The sequence below is a fragment of the Cronobacter sp. JZ38 genome (assembly GCF_008932145.1).
Classification (GTDB): Bacteria; Pseudomonadota; Gammaproteobacteria; order Enterobacterales; family Enterobacteriaceae; genus Cronobacter; species Cronobacter muytjensii.
Map to the genome: position 1 here is coordinate 3,109,264 of NZ_CP017662.1, position 16,927 is coordinate 3,126,190.

Here is a 16,927-nt window from a genome sequence, read left to right on the forward strand (position 1 = left end):
GATGACTGAGGCGTTAAGCGATGCGGAGATGCTGCGCTATAACCGGCAAATCATCCTGCGCGATTTCGATTTCGACGGCCAGGAGCGGCTGAAAGCTTCGTCGGTGCTGGTGGTGGGGCTGGGCGGGCTCGGCTGCGCCGCTGCGCCGTATCTGGCGGCGGCGGGCGTCGGCAGGCTCACGCTGCTGGATTTCGACACGGTCGCGCTCTCCAACCTGCAACGCCAGGTGCTGCATCGCGACGCCACTATCGGCCAGCCGAAAGTCGAATCGGCGCGAGAGACGCTTCGCGCCATCAACCCGCACTGCGCTGTCGACACGGTTAACGCGCAGCTTGATGACGCCGCGCTCGCCGAACTTATCGCCCGTCACGCGCTGGTGCTCGACTGCACCGATAACGTGGCGACGCGCAATCAGCTTAACGCGCTCTGTTTTCGTCATCAGGTGCCGCTGGTGTCCGGCGCGGCTATCCGCATGGAAGGCCAGATCAGCGTCTTTACGTGGCAGCCCGGCGAGCCGTGCTACCGCTGCCTGAGCCGCCTGTTTGGCGACAACGCGCTGACCTGCGTGGAAGCGGGCGTGATGGCGCCGCTGGTAGGCGTGATTGGCTCGCTCCAGGCGATGGAGGCCATTAAGGTGCTGGCGCGCTACGGCGAGCCGTGCGCCGGAAAGCTTATTATCTATGACGCTCTGCGCACGCAGTTTCGCGAGATGAAACTGGCGCGCAACCCGCATTGCGAGGTGTGCGGCGACGGGCGTTAATCATACAGGCCGTCGCGCTGCACGCTGGTTCTGCCCCGCCCCGGTCTGACGCGCCGCACCGATTCGCGCACGTCCAGCGTGCCGTTCAGCAACAGCGTGCCGATGGCCGCCTGCGGGCGGATCAGCCGCTGTTGCAGCATCAGCACCGCTTCTTCTCCCAGCGCGTCGCGCGGCACATGCACCGCCGTAAGCGGCACATCCTCAATCGCCGCCAGGTTAAAAGCGTCGATGCTCATCACGGAGATATCCTGCGGCACGCGCAGCCCGGCGTTTTGTAACGCTTTCACCGCACCCGCCGCCATAAAGTCGCCGCCTACCAGCAGCGCGCCGGGCACCGCGTCCGCGGGCGTATCGGCCAGAAAGCGGGTCACCAGCGCCTCGCAGCCTCTGGCGCTGAAATCGGGCGCCGTCAGCAGGTGACGCTGTTCATCAAACGTCAGATTCTGCGCCTCCCAGGCGTCGCGAATGCCCGCGAGCCGCTGCTCCATCGTATAACGACGCAGGCACAACACATTGACAACGTCACGATGCCCCATCTCAAAGAGGTAGCGCGCCGCGTTCTCGCCGATGGCCCGGTGATCGGGCGCCACGGCAGGCAAACGCATGTTGCGGTCGCGACAGTTAATGAGCACGCACGGCTTGCCCACATCAACGGCCAGATCGTGAATATGCGGATCGTCGATGCCGAGCAGAAGCGCCGCCTCGGTCTGCGGCTCGTTCATTCTGGCGAGAAACAGATTGGCGTCGGCGTCGTTCTCTTCCAGCGCGCAGTAGCGCAGCCGCACTTCGTGGGGCTCCAGCGCTTTGTTGATGCTCTGGATCACACGGTAGTAAAAGATGTCGGACCGCTCATCAAACGCCCGTCGTGGCGCGAATACCACCAGGCTGTTTAGCAGCAACCGGCCCGCCGCCATATCTTCCAGCACGCCCAGCGCTTTCGCGCACTCCCGCACTCTGCGACGCGCCTTTTCGCTGGTATTCGCTTTGCCTGCCAGCACGCGGGAAACGGTGCTGAGTGAGAGGCCGGTTTGTTCGGCGATCCGGGCCACCTGGAGCTTTTTACTCATTTTGTGATCCATCTCCGGTTGTGAAATGAAAAATTTTTCACGCTTATTTTTACGATATATCCCTTCCGTTACGGCTTCTTTTAACACACCTCCGCTGTTTCATGAAAATCTTTGCATAAAAGAGACTACTACCATTCCAGTGGCTGCTCTACCCTCAGGTTGTCGTACAGCTTTTCCTGCTGAAGCTTACGACAAACCCTACAAATACTGTGTTAATTCAAATAAATAGCGGTCTCTGCTGTGGTTTCCGGCGCGTCCGGAATGCGAGTTGTTATACCCGTCAGGCTAACCGTGGAGAAGAATAAATGAGTCAGAGCATTAACCAGGATGTCGGCGCGGTGAAAACCCGTACCCGTCGCGCAATCCGTCATCTGCGCTGGTGGGTGCTGGTGCTGTTTTTGATGGGCGTGACCGTCAACTACATCACCCGTAACTCGCTTGGCATTCTCGCCCCCGAGCTCAAAGAGAGCCTGGGCATTACTACCGAACAATATTCGTACATCGTGGGCGCGTTTCAGCTCGCCTATACCCTGTTTCAGCCGCTGTGCGGGTGGCTGATTGACGTCATTGGCCTCAAACTCGGCTTTCTGATTTGCGCCTCATTATGGGCGCTGATGTGTATTTTCCACGCGGGCGCAGGTAGCTGGCTGCATCTCGCTATCCTGCGCTTCTTTATGGGCGCAGCGGAAGCGGCGGCGACGCCCGCCAACGCCAAAACGCTCGGCGAATGGTTCCCGAAAAAGGAGCGTCCGGTCGCCGCGGGCTGGGCAGGCGTCGGGTTCTCTATCGGCGCGATGCTGGCCCCGCCGATTATTTACTTTGCGCATATCTCCTTCGGCTGGCAGGGCGCGTTTCTGTTTACCGGCGTGCTGGCGCTCGGCTGGGTCGTGCTGTGGTGGCTGTTTTATCACAACCCGGAACGCCACCCGCGTCTGAGCGAAGAAGAGCTCGCTTTTATTCGCCAGGATAACGAGCCGCCGCCGGTGCGCCTGCCCTTCTTTACCGCGCTGAAAACCGTCTCGAAGAACAAACGTTTTTACGGCATCGCCATCCCGGCGTTTATGGCCGAGCCTGCCTGGGCGGTGATGAGCTTCTGGGTGCCGCTTTATCTCGCCAAAGAGCACGGCATGGATCTCAAACAGATAGCCATGTTCGCCTGGCTGCCGTTCCTCGCCGCTGACTTAGGCTCGGTCGCAAGCGGTTATCTCACCAAATTGTATGTGCGCCTTTTCGGCTGCACGCGGGTCAATTCCGTCGTGGCAAGCTCGGTGACCGGCGCGTTTCTGATGGTGTCGCTGGCGATTGTCACTCTGACGCGCGATCCGTACATCACCATCATTCTTATCTCCATTGGCGGCTTCGGGCATCAGATTATCTCCTGCATGCTGAGCGCGCTGGTGGTGGAATCCTTCGACCGCGGCCAGATGGCCACGGTAAACGGGATGCGCGGCTCCTGCGCCTGGATTGCCAGCTTCCTGTTCTCGCTGATTATCGGGGTGACTGCCGACAAAATCGGCTTCAACCCGCTGTTTGTCGCCATGGGCTTTTTTGACCTGATTGGCGCGATGTTCCTGGTTGCCTTTATTGCCGAGCGCCGTAATACGCGCGTTTCATAGGGAAGATACGAATGAAAACCCTCAAACACTGGAGATTCACCCATTCTGACGACCACCATGTCGAACTGACGGTGGACGACGCCCATACGCTGTGCGTGTGGGTGCTGGAACCGGGCCTGTTCCGCGTGGCGGTGAAGCGCCGCGGGGCGTATGCGCTCAACCGCACCTGGAGCATCGCACCAGGCAGTGACACGCCGTGGGAGGGCCGCGCGCGCGACAGCCTCGCGGGGTTCAGCCTGCCGGGCTTTACGCTTGAAGAAACCCCGGAGCGCCTTACGCTCAGCAGCGAACGGCTGCGGGTTACGGTGCACCAGCCGCTGTGGCTGGAGTGGCACTACCGCGACGACGACGGCGACTGGCAGTTTCTGACAAGCGACCGCCCCACCAGCGCGTATTTGCTTAACGCGCACGGCGAGGGCGTGGCGCACTACCAACGCCGCCAGAAAGACGACCGCTATTACGGCCTTGGCGAAAAGGCGGGCGAGCTGGAACGCACCGGACGCCGCTTCGAGATGCGCAACCTGGACGCGATGGGCTATAACGCCGCCAGCACCGATCCGCTGTATAAGCATATTCCGTTTACGATTACGCGCCGCGAGCAGGTCAGCTTCGGGCTGTTTTACGACAACCTCAGCAGCTGCTGGCTGGATCTGGGCAACGAGATCGACAACTATCACCAGCCCTACCGCCGCTGGCAGGCCGACGCGGGCGATATTGATTACTATCTGTTCGTCGGCCCGCGCGTGCTGGATGTCACGAAAGCCTTTGTGCGACTGACCGGCAAGACGCTGTTCGGCCCGAAATGGAGCCTCGGCTACAGCGGCTCCACTATGCACTATACTGACGCGCCGGACGCGCAGGATCAGCTGATGAACTTTATCCGCTTGTGCGACGAGCAGGCGATCCCGTGCGACTCCTTCCAGCTGTCGTCGGGCTATACCTCCATTAACAACAAGCGCTACGTCTTTAACTGGAATTACGACAAAGTGCCGCAGCCCAAAGCGATGAGCGCGGCCTTCCATGATGCCGGACTGAAGCTTGCCGCGAACATCAAGCCCTGCCTGTTGCAGGATCATCCGCGCTATCAGGAGGTGGCGCAGCAGGGGCTCTTTATCCGCGATTCGGAAACGGACGCGCCGGAGCGCTCCAGCTTCTGGGATGACGAAGGTTCGCATCTCGATTTCACCAACCCGGCGACGGTCGCCTGGTGGCAGAACGGCGTCACCACGCAGCTACTGGAGATGGGCATCGATTCCACCTGGAATGACAATAACGAATATGAAGTGTGGGACGGCGAAGCGCGCTGCCACGGTTTCGGCGAGCCGGTGGCGATTAAACATATCCGCCCGGTAATGCCGCTCTTAATGATGCGCGCGTCAATGGAAGCGCAGCAGCGCTTCGCGCCGGACAAACGCCCTTATCTGATCTCCCGCTCCGGCTGCGCCGGGATGCAGCGCTATGTCCAGACCTGGAGCGGCGATAACCGCACCAGCTGGCAGACGCTGCGCTACAACATTCGCATGGGCCTCGGAATGAGCCTCTCCGGGCTGTATAACGTGGGCCATGACGTTGGCGGCTTCTCAGGCGACAAACCGGATGCCGAGCTGTTTGTCCGCTGGGTGCAGAACGGCGTGATGCATCCGCGCTTTACCATTCACTCGTGGAATGACGATCACACCGTTAACGAACCGTGGATGTACCCGGCGGTGACGCCCGCTATCCGCAGCGCGATTGAACTGCGCTATCGCCTGCTGCCTTACCTTTACACGCTGCTGTGGCAGGCACATGCCGATGACGAGCCGATTCTACGCCCGACATTTCTCGACCACGAGCACGACGCGCAGACCTTGTGCGAGTGCGACGAGTTTATGCTGGGCCGCGATCTGCTGGTGGCAAGCGTCGTGGAGCCCGGCGCGCGCACCCGCACACTCTGGCTGCCTGCAAACGACCACGGCTGGTACGATTTCCACACGGGCGGCTGGTACGCAGGCGGCCAGTGGGTGACGCTCGACGCGCCGCTGGAGCGCCTGCCGCTGCTGGTGCGCGCTGGTGCGGGCCTGCCGCTTAGCGAGCGCATCCGGCATGTGGACGCGCTGCGGGACGACAAGCGCGAACTGAAGCTGTTCCCGGTGCCGGGCAACGGCGAGGCCGCAGGCCTGGTGTTTGAAGATGACGGCGAATCCTGGGGTTACAAAGCGGGTAACGCGCTGTGGGTCAACTGGCAGATGCGATGCACCGCCGACGCCATTCATCTGACCTTCTCCACTACCGGCGATTATCAACCGGCGTGGAAGACGATGACGGTGTCGCTACCGCCGAATGAAACCCGCTGTCTGGTCATCAACGGCGAAGAAACTGACCGCTGGGTACGGTAAAGAGAGCGCAAAAGAAAAAGGCGAGCCGCAGGCTCGCCTTTTTTGTCGGGGATGACGGTGTTGTTTTGGGATAGCAGGTGCGCAGGCGCAGCCAACACCGCTGCGGCGCGAAAGACGACGGGAACGTTATTCGATGCCTTTGCTGCGCAGATAATCTTCGTACCCACCAGAGAAATCCACCACGCGTTCCGGGGTGATTTCAATGACGCGGGTCGCCAGCGAGCTTACGAACTCACGGTCGTGGGAGACGAAAATTAATGTACCCTGGTACATCTCCAGCGCGGCGTTAAGCGATTCGATCGACTCCATATCCAGGTGGTTGGTCGGTTCATCCATCACCAGAATGTTCGGTTTTTCCATCATCAGTTTGCCAAACAGCATACGGCCCTTTTCACCACCGGAAAGCACTTTGGCGGGCTTTTTGATGTCGTCCTGGCTGAACAGCAGGCGGCCCAGGATGCTGCGCACCGCTTGCTCGTCGTCGCCTTCTTGTTTCCACTGGCTCATCCACTCGAACACGGTCAGATCGTTGTCGAACTCATATTCATGATCCTGCGCGTAGTAGCCGATCTGCGCGTTTTCGGACCATTTCACGGTGCCGTTATCCGGTTGGAGTTCACCCACCAGCGTTTTAAGCATGGTGGATTTACCCACGCCGTTGGCGCCGAGGATCGCGAGCTTCTCGCCCACTTCCAGCAGCAGACCGACGTTTTTAAACAGCGGGCCGTTGTCGAAGCCTTTGGTCATGGCTTCCACTTCCAGCGCATTACGGAACAGCTTTTTATCCTGCTCGAAGCGGATAAACGGGTTCTGGCGGCTGGAGGCTTTTACTTCTTCCAGCTTGATTTTGTCAATCTGGCGGGCGCGGGAGGTCGCCTGGCGAGATTTCGAGGCGTTGGCGCTAAAGCGGCTGACGAAGGATTGCAGGTCGGCAATCTGGGCCTTTTTCTTGGCGTTATCCGCCAGCAGACGCTCGCGCGCCTGGGTCGCGGCGGTCATGTATTCGTCGTAGTTGCCCGGATAAACACGCAGCTCGCCGTAATCCAGATCCGCCATATGGGTGCAGACCATATTCAGGAAGTGACGGTCGTGCGAAATAATAATCATGGTGCTGTCGCGATCGTTTAGCGTCTGCTCCAGCCAGCGGATGGTGTCGATGTCCAGGTTGTTGGTCGGTTCATCGAGCAGCAGGATGTCCGGGTTGGAGAACAGCGCCTGCGCCAGCAAAACACGCAGCTTCCAGCCTGGCGCGACTTCGCTCATCGGGCCGTAATGCTGCTCCAGCGGAATACCGACGCCCAGCAGCAGTTCGCCTGCGCGGGATTCAGCACTATAGCCGTCCATTTCGCCATATTTCACTTCAAGATCGGCCACTTTATAGCCGTCTTCTTCGCTCATTTCCGGCAGCGCATAAATGCGGTCGCGCTCCTGTTTCACTTCCCACAGCTCGCCGTGCCCCATGATCACGGTATCCAGCACGGTGTATTGTTCGAAAGCGAACTGATCCTGACGCAGCTTGCCGATGCGCTCGTTAGGATCGAGCGATACGTTGCCTGCGCTCGGCTGTAAATCGCCGCCGAGGATCTTCATGAAAGTGGATTTCCCGCTCCCGTTGGCGCCAATCAGACCGTAACGGTTGCCGCCGCCAAACTTGACGGAAATGTTTTCAAACAGCGGCTTACTGCCGAACTGCATGGTGACGTTGCTGGTAACTAACACGCGTGATTCCTGGGTAAGATGTGTGATAAACACCGCATTATGCCATAACTCCGAATTTATTTCCCCCGTCAATGGGCTGGCTACACTCACTACCAGACGGGAAAAATATGTGAATTAGTACACATCTCAATTCCCTGCCGTGGAGAATGCACATATAATGCGCTCCCTGTATTGTTTCGTTTCACTCTAACGGCCGGTCCGGCAACGATATTTGCATAACATGAAGATGAAATTACGCACGCTTTTAGTGGCAGCTTTCGCAGTCGTCGGGTTTTGTAACACCGCGTCTGCTGTGACTTATCCTCTGCCGACCGACGGTAGCCGTCTGGTGGGTGAAAACCAGGTCGTGACGATCCCTGAAGGCAATAATCTGCCGCTGGAAGATTTCGCCGCGCAGTATCAGATGGGGCTTTCCAACATGCTGGAGGCCAACCCGGGCGTTGACCCGTACCTGCCGAAAGGCGGCACCATTCTGAACATTCCTCAGCAGTTGATCCTGCCGGATACCCCGCATGAAGGCATTGTGATCAACAGCGCCGAAATGCGTCTTTACTACTACCCGAAAGGCACCAATACCGTTATCGTGCTGCCGATCGGTATCGGCCAGCTCGGTAAAGACACGCCGATCAACTGGGTGACCAAAGTGGAACGCAAGAAAGCGGGCCCGACCTGGACGCCGACCGCCAAGATGCACGCGGAATACGCAGCGGCGGGCGAGCCGCTGCCAGCGGTCGTACCGGCAGGCCCCGATAACCCGATGGGCCTTTATGCGCTCTACATTGGCCGTCTGTACGCTATCCACGGCACCAACGCCAACTTCGGTATCGGCCTGCGCGTGAGCCACGGCTGCGTGCGTCTGCGTAACGAAGACATTAAATTCCTGTTCGAGAACGTGCCGGTCGGCACCCGCGTCCAGTTCATCAGCGAGCCGGTGAAAGCGACCACCGAGCCGGATGGCAGCCGCTATATCGAGGTGCATAACCCGCTCTCGACCAGTGAAGATCAGATCAATAACAACGAAATCGTGCCGATCACGCTGACCAAAGCGGTCACCACCGTGACCAGCCAGAGCGATGTCGATCAGAACGTCGTTGAACAGGCGGTGCAGAACCGTTCCGGTATGCCGGTCCGTCTGAACTGATCGTCCAGAAAACGAAAAACCCCGCGCGCATCGCTGCCCGCGGGGTTTTTTATTGCCGAAACTGGCTTAACCGCGCGGCGCGGGTCCGAAAACGTCGTAATCCGGCAGCCGCACGTTCTGATACGGCTCCCAGCCGCCGCCCAGCGCTTTGTAAAGCGCGACGAGGTCAAGGCTGCTCTGTACCCGCGCCTGCGCGCGTTGCTGCTCAGCCTGGGCGAGCTGACGTTGGGCGTCAAGCACCTCGATAAACGTGGCGATGCCTTTACGGTAGCTGTCGCTCGCTAAATCAAACGAGGTTTGCAGCGCATCAAGCGTCTTCTCCAGCCCCGCCTCGCGTTGCTGGTCGGTGCGATAGCTCACCAGCGCGTTTTCTACATCGCTTAACGCCGTCAGCACGGTCTGGCGATACTGCAACGCCGCCGCGCCCTGCTCCGCCCGCGCGAGCTTCACGCTGGAGACCAGCCGCCCGCCCTGGAAGATGGGAATGGAGACCTGCGGGCCGAAGCTGTAAAAGTGACTGCTCCAGTCGGTGAGGTAGTCGGTTTCGCTGTTGCGCATGCCGAACTGGCCGGAAAGCGACAGACTCGGGAAGAGCTGCGCCACCGACACGCCAATCTGTGCGGTCGCGGCATGCAGTCTGGCTTCGGCTTCGCGCACGTCCGGACGTCGACGCGCGAGCGTCGACGGAATGCCGACCGGCACGTTTTCCGGCAAGGCCGGCAGCGGCTGCGCGGCCCGCAGTTCGGCGTCGAGCGCGCCGGGCGGTTTGCCAAGCAGCACCGCCAGCCCGTTCATCGCCTGACGCTCCTGCGCCTGATACTGCGGCAGTTGCGCCTGCAATGTGCCGAGCTGGGCGCGGGCATTTTCCACATCCAGCTGCGGCGACAGCCCGCTGCGCTGGCGGCTTTCGGTCAGCTCCAGCGTCTGCTGCGCCGAGGCTATCTGCTCATTCATGGTCGCGAGAATGCTCTGCGCGCCGCGCAGTTGTAGCCAGGCGCGCGCCACTTCGGCTTCCAGCGAGACCAGCGCGTCGTTGCGCTGCTCAATCGCCGCCTTCTGCTGCGCGTCCGCCGCCTCAACCTGACGGCGCACTTTGCCCCAGAGATCTATCTCCCACTGCGCGTCAAAGCTGCCCTGATACAGGTTAATCGGCTGCGTCAGCGGGCCAAGCGCGGAGCTGATTTGCGGGTCGACCGCGTCAAGCTGGCCGTAAACGTCATGCGATTTCAGTTCGCCTTCCAGCCCGAGCTGCTGGCGCGTGGCGCGCACGTTGCCGTTCACCGCCGGGAAAAACGCGCCGCCCGCCTGGTTTATCTGCTCGCGGGCGCCTGCGATGCGCAGCACGGTTTGCTGAAGCGATAAATTGCCCGCGATAGCGCGCTCAATAAGGCTGTCGAGCTGCGGCGAGTTAAACGTGCGCCACCAGCGCGGGTCAGGCGCGGTGCTGCGCGCCTTCGAGGCGACATCCGGCGCGTTCTGCCGCGCGGTTTCGCCAAACGCGCCCGGCGTCACCGGTTCGGGCGCCCGGTAATCAGGGCCGACCGCGCAGCCAGCCAGCAGCAGCGCTACCGCCATCAGACTCAGTGGGAAGGTCACTCTTCCGTACATATCAGTGTGCTCCTGCGGAGCCTTCGCTCTTAATCGGCGAAAGCAATAAACAAAACGGAATCAGTAAAATCGCCACCACGCTCAGCAGCGTGAACACGTCGATGTAGGCCAGGATGCGCGACTGGGCAATCATCGTTTTATACAGTTGTCCGGTGGCTATGCCGGTCGGGTCGCCAAGCTGCGCCGTGAAATTGCGCACCGCCTCGGCGCCGCTGCGTATCGCCTGCTGGAACTGTTCATCGAACGGCGACATGTGCGTACTCAGATGGGCGCTCTGCACCTGCGCGCGCTCGGTAATGGCCGCGGTGGAGAGCGAAATGCCTATCGACCCGGCCACGTTGCGGAACATGGTAAAGAGCGCCGCCGCGTCGGCGTTCAGCCGCTGGGGAATGGTGATAAACGCAATGGTGGTAAGCGGCACAAACAAAAAGCCGAGCCCTATCGACTGCGCGCTGCGCATCAGCATCAGCGTTTCAAAATCGACGTTCGGCACCAGATTGCGCGACCAGAAGAACGACACGCCGAGGCACAGGAATCCGAACGCGATGATCCAGCGGGTCTGCACCAGCGGCATCAGCTTCAGCACAATCGGGATGGTAAAGACAATAAGCACCGCGCCGGGCGAGAGGATAAGCCCCGACCAGGTGGCGGTATAGCCGAGATCCTGCTGCGCAAGCTGCGGGATAACCACCGAGCTGCCGTAGAGAATAAGCGCCATGCCCGCCATCAGCACGCTGGAGACGGCGAAGTTTTTATCGCGCACGCAATGCAGATCCACCACCGGACGGCGAGTGTAGATAAGCCAGTAAATCGCGCCGATGATCCCGATAAATGTCAGCACCGCGAAGGTGCGGATGAAATCAGAGGCAAACCAGTCTTCATCTTCGCCGCGATCAAGCATCACCTGCAAACAGCCAAGCCCGAGCGCGATAAGCCCGATGCCGGTCCAGTCCACCGGGATTTTTTCTTCCGATTTTTTCTCCCACGGCGGATCTTCCAGCAGCTGATAGACCGCCAGGACGCAGACAATCCCGACCGGGATATTAATAAAAAAGACCCAGCGCCAGGAGTAGTTATCGGTTATCCAGCCGCCGAGCGTCGGGCCGAGCACCGGGGCGACGATGATGGCAATTGAGGAGAGCCCGAACGCCTTGCCGCGATCTTCCGGCTTGAAGTAATCCAGCAGCACCGACTGCTGCGTCGGTTGCAGGCCGCCGCCGAAAAAGCCCTGCAGGATACGAAACAGGATGATTTGCCAAAGCTCTGTGGCGATACCGCAGAGGAACGAGCAGACCGTAAACATCACGATGCAAATCAGGAAAAACTGCTTGCGGCCAAACAGGCGGCTGAAGAACGCCGACAGCGGCAGCACGATGCCGTTCGCCACCAGATAAGACGTCAGGACCCACGTCGATTCGGAGTAACTCGACGACAGCGAACCGGCGATGTGCGGCAGCGCCACGTTGACAATCGTGGTGTCGAGAATTTCCATAAACACCGCGATAGTGACCACTATCGCGACGGACCAGGGGTTGCTGGCCGGGCGCCAGCCGCTGTGGGCCTGCTCGCTCATTCCACCGTCACCTCAGGTTCAACGGACAGCCCCAGCGGCAGCGGCTGATCCCAGTTCTCAAGCCCTTTGTCGATAACGATTTTCACCGGCACGCGCTGGACGATTTTCACAAAGTTGCCGGTGGCGTTTTCCGCCGGAAATGCCGAGAAACGTGAGCCGCTACCCTGCTGAATGCTCTCAACATGGCCTTCGAGCTCAAGATCCGGGAAGGCGTCTACGGAGATAGCGACTTTATTGCCAGGGCGCATCCGCTCCAGCTGCGACTCTTTGAAGTTCGCCACCACCCAGATCTCGGGCGATACCAGCGAGAAGAGCGCGCTGCCCGCCTGCACCAGCGTGCCGTTCTGGACGTTGCGCTTAGTGACGAAGCCGTCGAACGGCGCGCGGACTTCGGTATAAGAAAGATTCAGTTCGGCCGTCTGTAGCTGCGCGCGCGCCTGGGCGACCTGACTTTCACGGGCTTCGACGTTGGTTTCCTGCTGACGAATTTGCAGTTGCACCTGTTCCGCGACTTCCAGCTGGGCCTTCGCGTTAGCAAGCCCCGCCTCGGCGCTGCGCAGCTGGGCGCTGGCGGCATCAATGTTTTGCCGGGAGGTGGCGCGAGGATCGACGCCGCGCTGGCGCTGATATTCGGCGCGCGCGTTAGCAAGCTCCGCCTCGGCGCGCAGCACCTGCGCTTTGGCCTGATCCCGCTGGGCCGGGTACTGCACTTTGGCGAGCGCCAGCTGCGCCTGCGCCTGATGCAACTGCGACTCAGCAAGCGACAACTGCGCGCGTGCCTGATCGCGCTGTGCGGTGGCGTCGCGCGGGTCAATCACCACCAGCAGATCGCCTTTTTTTACCCGCTGGTTATCTTTAACGCGCAGTTCAGTGACGTAGCCCGCGACTTTCGGCGCGACGGTGACGGCATCACCTTCAATAAAAGCATCGTCTGTGGTTTCGAGGTTGCGGGTCATCAGCCACCAGATAAGGGCTCCCACCACCATAATAATGACCACGATACCAAGGATAATCAGCGGCTTTTTGCCAGGGCGCTTGCGCGTTTCGCCCTCCGCCTTGCCGTTATCCTTGTTTTTGCTGGTATCGTCGCTCTGCTCCTGACGTTTCTCTTCGTCAGCGTTGTTATTGTGATTTTCCGCCATAGTTCAGCAACAGTCCTGTAAGTTAAAAACATCACAAATTACCGTTTACTAAACTTAGGACCAGTCTATACATTTGCCAGGAAAAACTGACAAATTAGCATTATCTGAGAAAAAGCCCCCACAACAGCAGATAACCCACCAGCGCCGACCAGATAAGCAGCGGCAGGGAGTAGAGATGAAAGCGCCACCAGATGCGGCGATCGGCGGCCATACGCAGGGCTATCAGGTTGGCGAGCGAGCCGGGCAGCAGCCCGAAACCGCCGATATTCACCGCCCAGGCGAGCAGCGTCGTCGGCGGCACGTAATTGAGCAGCAGAATAGTCGCCGGCACGTTGCTGATAAACTGCGAAAGCCCGATGCCGAGCGCGTAAAGCCCGACGGGGGGCAGTTGCGTGACGTGATGCAGGCTGGACGTGAGCGCGGGCAGTTGCGTCAGCAGATGCACGTCGATAAACATCGCCACGAACACCAGTAAAAGGCTCCAGTCGATGCTAATCAGCACCCGGCGCGCCGCCAGTAAAAATCCGGCCGCAACCAGCGCCAGCCCCCATAGCGCCAGCTCCAGCTCCAGCGCGGTTAAGAACACCACATAAAGCGCGAGACAGCACCAGACCAGACGCGGCTGCCAGTCATGCGCTTTATCGTGCGACTGATAATGCAGCGCCTTCGCCGGGAAGCACACCCGGCAGAGCACCAGCAGGCTCGCCATCAGCGCTAACGCCAGCGGCGCCATGTGCAAAATAAACTCGCCAAACGCGAGACCGGAGCGCCCCCACAACAGGATATTTTGCGGATTACCGATGGGCGTGAGCAGCGAACCGGCGTTCACCGCCAGCGCTTCAAAGATAATGAGGCGGTTCACCGGAATGGCGCACAGTTTTTTAAGCGTCAGCGTCAACGGCACCACGATAAATAGCGCCACGTCGTTGGTTAAAAAAGTGGAGAGCAGCGCGGCGGCGCAGACCAGAAACAGCGCCAGGCTGCGTTCCGTCGTGAAGCGGCGCACCAGGCGGCGGCCCAACACGTCGAAATAACCACTCAGCTCAACGCCTTTGGTAAGCATCATCAGCCCGGCGAGCGTAATGATGGTGCGCCAGTCCACGGCCTGCGGCCATTCGCGCGGTGCGAAAGGCACAAAAAAGCTCAGCAGAATGCCGGTTATCAATAAAAGCTGGAAAAACCTGTCGTGAAGAAAAGGACGCGCAAGGCGACGTAACATGATTATTCAAATCCGTTCTGCTGGCTGAAACGGCGAAAGACCTCAAGCGTCTCTTCGCTGACATGATGCTCCATCCCTTCGGCGTCGCGCCGCGCGGTATCCGGTTTCACGCCAAGCGCGAGCAGGAAGTTCTCGACAATCTGGTGACGCTCGCGGCTCTGCTGCGCCAGCTTTTCACCTTCCGGCGTCAGAAACACGCCGCGCCAGGGGATCTGCTCAATCAGGCCAACGGTGGCGAGACGTTTGAGCATTTTGGCGACGGTAGGCTGCGACACGCCAAGACGCGCGGCCATATCCACCTGACGCGCTTCGCCGACCTCGCGGATAAGATCGGAAATCAGTTCGACGTAATCGTCGATAAGCTCGCGCCGGTGGGCTTCACGCACCTGGCGAAAACCTTCGACATGCTCCTCGACGTTCACCAGTTGCGTCACTTTCATGCTGCTCTGCTTACCTGCCCGACGGCTCATTATGCTTCCTCATTACAGTGGCGCGATACGGTTAACGCTGTTTTGCGGGCCATTGTAAACCACCGCACCGCGAGCACAAAAAATTAACGTGTTAGCCATAGCTATACAACATAGCCTGTGCTATATCTGTATGTAATGCGAACAGCCCGGAGGTTTCGGGCTGTCAGACGCGGAGGCCTGGTATGAACGAAGTAATGAGGTGTATGCGCGTGTTTACTCACTCCCCCTTTCAGGTGCGGCTGCGGCTGCTGAATATGTTGTGCGAGATGTTTAACCCGAAACCCCAGCCGGAGCAGGACGATCACGGGCAGAAGTAAGCAGCCTGCCGCCCCGCCCTGTTGTCATTTTTTCTTCATTATTCTGCGTTACACTGCGCCCTGCGCACCTCACGTTGGTTTTCTTCTCTCTTTTGGCGAGTTTTGCAGCCTTTCTCGCAAACTAGTTGGTTTCCCCCCGTTGCTATTCTTGCCGCGCGGCTCTATCTTCTTGCAGCCCTGCCCTCACGATGTTACCGAATGCGGATCTCCCTCCCTTCTGGTCCTGCACTCTGGCGGGCGAATACCCTTGACGCCAGGGTTTACGCATGGCGTTTCGTTGAACCCGTACTATGAATCTAACGCTAAAAAATACTCTTGCTGCGCGCGGCATCGCCCTCGATCCGTGGATTGGCTTCTATTTTCTGCAATCGTTATTAATTAATGTCGCTCTGGGTTATGAATTCAGCCTGCTCTACGCCGTCGCGTTTTGCTGCGTGCTGTTGCTGTTGTGGAGAAGCGCGCCGCGCGTACAGAAAGGGCTGCTGGCCGTCTGCTCGCTGGTGGCCGGGCTCTATTTTCCGTTCGGGCAGACTTACGGCGCGCCGAATTTCAACACGCTGCTGGCGCTGCATGCCACCAATATGGAAGAGTCGACGGAGCTGCTGACCATTTTCCCGTGGTACAGCTATCTGGTATCGCTGTTTATTTTCACGCTGGGCATTATTGCGCTGCGCCGCACGCCTGCAGCCCGCCGTCGCTGGCGGCCGTTCGACAGCCTCTGCCTTGCGGTGAGCGTGGTGAGTTTTTTCGTGACGCCGGTACAAAACCAGCTTTACGGCGGCGTGTTTGCGCTAAAAGACAGCGGCTACCCGGTGTTTCGCTTCGTTAAAGACGTGGTGGTGAATAATTACGAGGTGCTGGACGAACAGCAACGCATGGAGGCGCTGTCGAAAATCAAGGACTCCTGGAACGTCCTCGCGGTCGCGCCGAAATATCACACCTATGTGGTGGTGATTGGCGAAAGCGTTCGGCGTGACGCGGTCGGCGCGTTTGGCGGCCAGTGGGATAACAGCCCGTTCGCGAGCCGCGTGAATGGCTATCTGTTCACAGATTATATCGCCGCCAGCGGCTCGACACAGAAATCGCTCGGACTGACGCTTAACCGGGTCGTGGATAATAAGCCGCAATATCAGGATAACGTCGTCACGCTCGCCAACCGCGCCGGTTTCCAGACCTGGTGGTTTTCAAACCAGGGGCAGATTGGCGAATATGACACGGCCATTGCGAGCATCGCCCGGCGCGCCGACGAAGTGCATTTCTTAAAAAGCGGCGATTTCGAAGCGGATAAAAACACCCGCGACGAGGCGCTGCTGAAAATGACCGCGCAGGTGCTGGCGACGCAGCGCCCGCAGCCGCAGCTTATTGTGCTGCATCTGATGGGCTCGCATCCGCAGGCGTGCGATCGCACGCAGGGTAAGTATGATGTATTCGTGCAGTCGAAAGAGACATCCTGCTACCTTTACAGCATTCGCCAGACTGATGATTTGTTACGTCAGCTCTATCAGCAACTGCAAAACAGCGGGCAGAGTTTCTCCCTGGTCTACTTCTCCGATCACGGTCTCGCCTTTAAAGAGCGCGGCAAAGCGGTGCAGTACCTGGCGCATGACGATAAATTTCAGCAAAATTTTCAGGTGCCGTTTATGGTGCTTTCCAGCGACGATAAAGCGCACCGCATTATCAAAGCGCGCCGCTCCGCCAATGATTTCCTGAGCTTTTTTGCGCAGTGGACGGGGATTAAAGTGAAAGAGATCGCGCCGAAATATAAATTTATTTCGGGGCAAAAAGCGGGGCCGGTCTATGTGACCAACTTTAAACTCAATAAGGTGAGCTATGATCACCTGGGCTGCGATCTGTTTGACGCACGTACGCACTGAGGCGACGCGCAGATAAAAAAAATCCGCCCGAGGGCGGATTTTTTAT

The 16,927-nt window shown here is 59.2% G+C and carries 13 protein-coding genes; 6 read left to right on the forward strand and 7 right to left on the reverse strand.

The window, feature by feature from the left end:
- Position 1 precedes the first annotated feature (1 nt).
- Positions 2-760 (forward strand): molybdopterin-synthase adenylyltransferase MoeB, encoded by a 759-nt coding sequence (moeB, locus tag BJP61_RS14775; RefSeq protein WP_038863937.1) that lies wholly within the window; start codon positions 2-4, stop codon positions 758-760.
- Here moeB and BJP61_RS14780 read toward each other — a convergent pair.
- On the reverse strand, positions 757-1,827 hold the full coding sequence (locus tag BJP61_RS14780) for a LacI family DNA-binding transcriptional regulator (RefSeq protein WP_151030386.1): 1,071 nt from the start codon (positions 1,825-1,827) through the stop codon (positions 757-759). The two genes, moeB and BJP61_RS14780, sit on opposite strands and share 4 nt — an antisense overlap.
- 305 nt (positions 1,828-2,132) lie before the next feature.
- On the opposite strand from BJP61_RS14780, the gene BJP61_RS14785 reads away from it, so the two are divergent.
- Positions 2,133-3,443, forward strand: a complete 1,311-nt coding sequence (locus BJP61_RS14785; protein ID WP_038863939.1) for an MFS transporter — start codon at positions 2,133-2,135, stop codon at positions 3,441-3,443.
- A gap of 11 nt (positions 3,444-3,454) precedes the next feature.
- Entirely contained in the window at positions 3,455-5,818 is a 2,364-nt protein-coding gene (locus BJP61_RS14790) for a glycoside hydrolase family 31 protein (RefSeq protein WP_171998615.1), read from the forward strand.
- A 126-nt stretch (positions 5,819-5,944) separates the two neighbouring features.
- Here BJP61_RS14790 and BJP61_RS14795 read toward each other — a convergent pair whose 3' ends face one another.
- Positions 5,945-7,537, reverse strand: coding sequence for an ABC-F family ATPase (locus BJP61_RS14795; protein WP_007707121.1), 1,593 nt, complete (start codon positions 7,535-7,537; stop codon positions 5,945-5,947).
- Positions 7,538-7,757: 220 nt separating this feature from the next.
- Between BJP61_RS14795 and ldtB the strand changes: the two genes are divergently transcribed.
- Entirely contained in the window at positions 7,758-8,678 is a 921-nt protein-coding gene (gene ldtB, locus BJP61_RS14800; protein ID WP_161581820.1) for a L,D-transpeptidase, read from the forward strand.
- A 66-nt stretch (positions 8,679-8,744) separates the two neighbouring features.
- Here ldtB and BJP61_RS14805 read toward each other — a convergent pair whose 3' ends face one another.
- The 5 genes from BJP61_RS14805 to mntR form a co-directional block, all read right to left on the reverse strand.
- Complete coding sequence (locus BJP61_RS14805) at positions 8,745-10,286, reverse strand: efflux transporter outer membrane subunit (RefSeq protein WP_171998616.1); 1,542 nt, start codon at positions 10,284-10,286, stop codon at positions 8,745-8,747.
- Position 10,287: 1 nt separating this feature from the next.
- Positions 10,288-11,859 carry a DHA2 family efflux MFS transporter permease subunit gene (locus tag BJP61_RS14810; RefSeq protein WP_038863944.1) on the reverse strand — a complete coding sequence of 524 codons (1,572 nt, stop codon included), beginning with the start codon at positions 11,857-11,859 and terminating at the stop codon, positions 10,288-10,290.
- Positions 11,856-13,001 carry an HlyD family secretion protein gene (locus tag BJP61_RS14815; RefSeq protein ID WP_038863946.1) on the reverse strand — a complete coding sequence of 382 codons (1,146 nt, stop codon included), beginning with the start codon at positions 12,999-13,001 and terminating at the stop codon, positions 11,856-11,858. The genes BJP61_RS14810 and BJP61_RS14815 overlap by 4 nt, the downstream gene beginning before the upstream one ends.
- A gap of 100 nt (positions 13,002-13,101) precedes the next feature.
- Positions 13,102-14,220, reverse strand: a complete 1,119-nt coding sequence (locus BJP61_RS14820; protein ID WP_038863948.1) for an anion transporter — start codon at positions 14,218-14,220, stop codon at positions 13,102-13,104.
- A 2-nt stretch (positions 14,221-14,222) separates the two neighbouring features.
- Positions 14,223-14,690 (reverse strand): manganese-binding transcriptional regulator MntR, encoded by a 468-nt coding sequence (mntR, locus tag BJP61_RS14825; RefSeq protein WP_038863949.1) that lies wholly within the window; start codon positions 14,688-14,690, stop codon positions 14,223-14,225.
- Positions 14,691-14,872: 182 nt separating this feature from the next.
- Here mntR and mntS point away from each other — a divergent pair, with 182 nt between their 5' ends.
- The gene (gene mntS, locus BJP61_RS14830) at positions 14,873-15,007 is read left to right on the forward strand and encodes a manganase accumulation protein MntS (protein ID WP_144420903.1); all 135 of its coding nucleotides are present in this window, start codon (positions 14,873-14,875) and stop codon (positions 15,005-15,007) included.
- Between the two features lie 290 nt (positions 15,008-15,297).
- Positions 15,298-16,881 carry a phosphoethanolamine transferase gene (locus tag BJP61_RS14835; RefSeq protein ID WP_038863950.1) on the forward strand — a complete coding sequence of 528 codons (1,584 nt, stop codon included), beginning with the start codon at positions 15,298-15,300 and terminating at the stop codon, positions 16,879-16,881.
- Positions 16,882-16,927: the final 46 nt, after the last annotated feature.

What these genes read in the sequence shown, in the direction of transcription:
- ldtB (WP_161581820.1), top strand. Translation starts at nt 7,758, where the DNA reads ATGAAGATGAAATTACGCACGCTTTTAGTGGCAGCTTTCGCAGTCGTC.
- BJP61_RS14790 (WP_171998615.1), top strand. Translation starts at nt 3,455, where the DNA reads ATGAAAACCCTCAAACACTGGAGATTCACCCATTCTGACGACCACCAT.
- BJP61_RS14835 (WP_038863950.1), top strand. Translation starts at nt 15,298, where the DNA reads ATGAATCTAACGCTAAAAAATACTCTTGCTGCGCGCGGCATCGCCCTC.
- BJP61_RS14815 (WP_038863946.1), bottom strand. Translation starts at nt 13,001, where the DNA reads ATGGCGGAAAATCACAATAACAACGCTGACGAAGAGAAACGTCAGGAG.
- BJP61_RS14805 (WP_171998616.1), bottom strand. Translation starts at nt 10,286, where the DNA reads ATGTACGGAAGAGTGACCTTCCCACTGAGTCTGATGGCGGTAGCGCTG.
- BJP61_RS14820 (WP_038863948.1), bottom strand. Translation starts at nt 14,220, where the DNA reads ATGTTACGTCGCCTTGCGCGTCCTTTTCTTCACGACAGGTTTTTCCAG.
- mntS (WP_144420903.1), top strand. Translation starts at nt 14,873, where the DNA reads ATGAACGAAGTAATGAGGTGTATGCGCGTGTTTACTCACTCCCCCTTT.
- moeB (WP_038863937.1), top strand. Translation starts at nt 2, where the DNA reads ATGACTGAGGCGTTAAGCGATGCGGAGATGCTGCGCTATAACCGGCAA.
- mntR (WP_038863949.1), bottom strand. Translation starts at nt 14,690, where the DNA reads ATGAGCCGTCGGGCAGGTAAGCAGAGCAGCATGAAAGTGACGCAACTG.
- BJP61_RS14780 (WP_151030386.1), bottom strand. Translation starts at nt 1,827, where the DNA reads ATGAGTAAAAAGCTCCAGGTGGCCCGGATCGCCGAACAAACCGGCCTC.
- BJP61_RS14810 (WP_038863944.1), bottom strand. Translation starts at nt 11,859, where the DNA reads ATGAGCGAGCAGGCCCACAGCGGCTGGCGCCCGGCCAGCAACCCCTGG.
- BJP61_RS14785 (WP_038863939.1), top strand. Translation starts at nt 2,133, where the DNA reads ATGAGTCAGAGCATTAACCAGGATGTCGGCGCGGTGAAAACCCGTACC.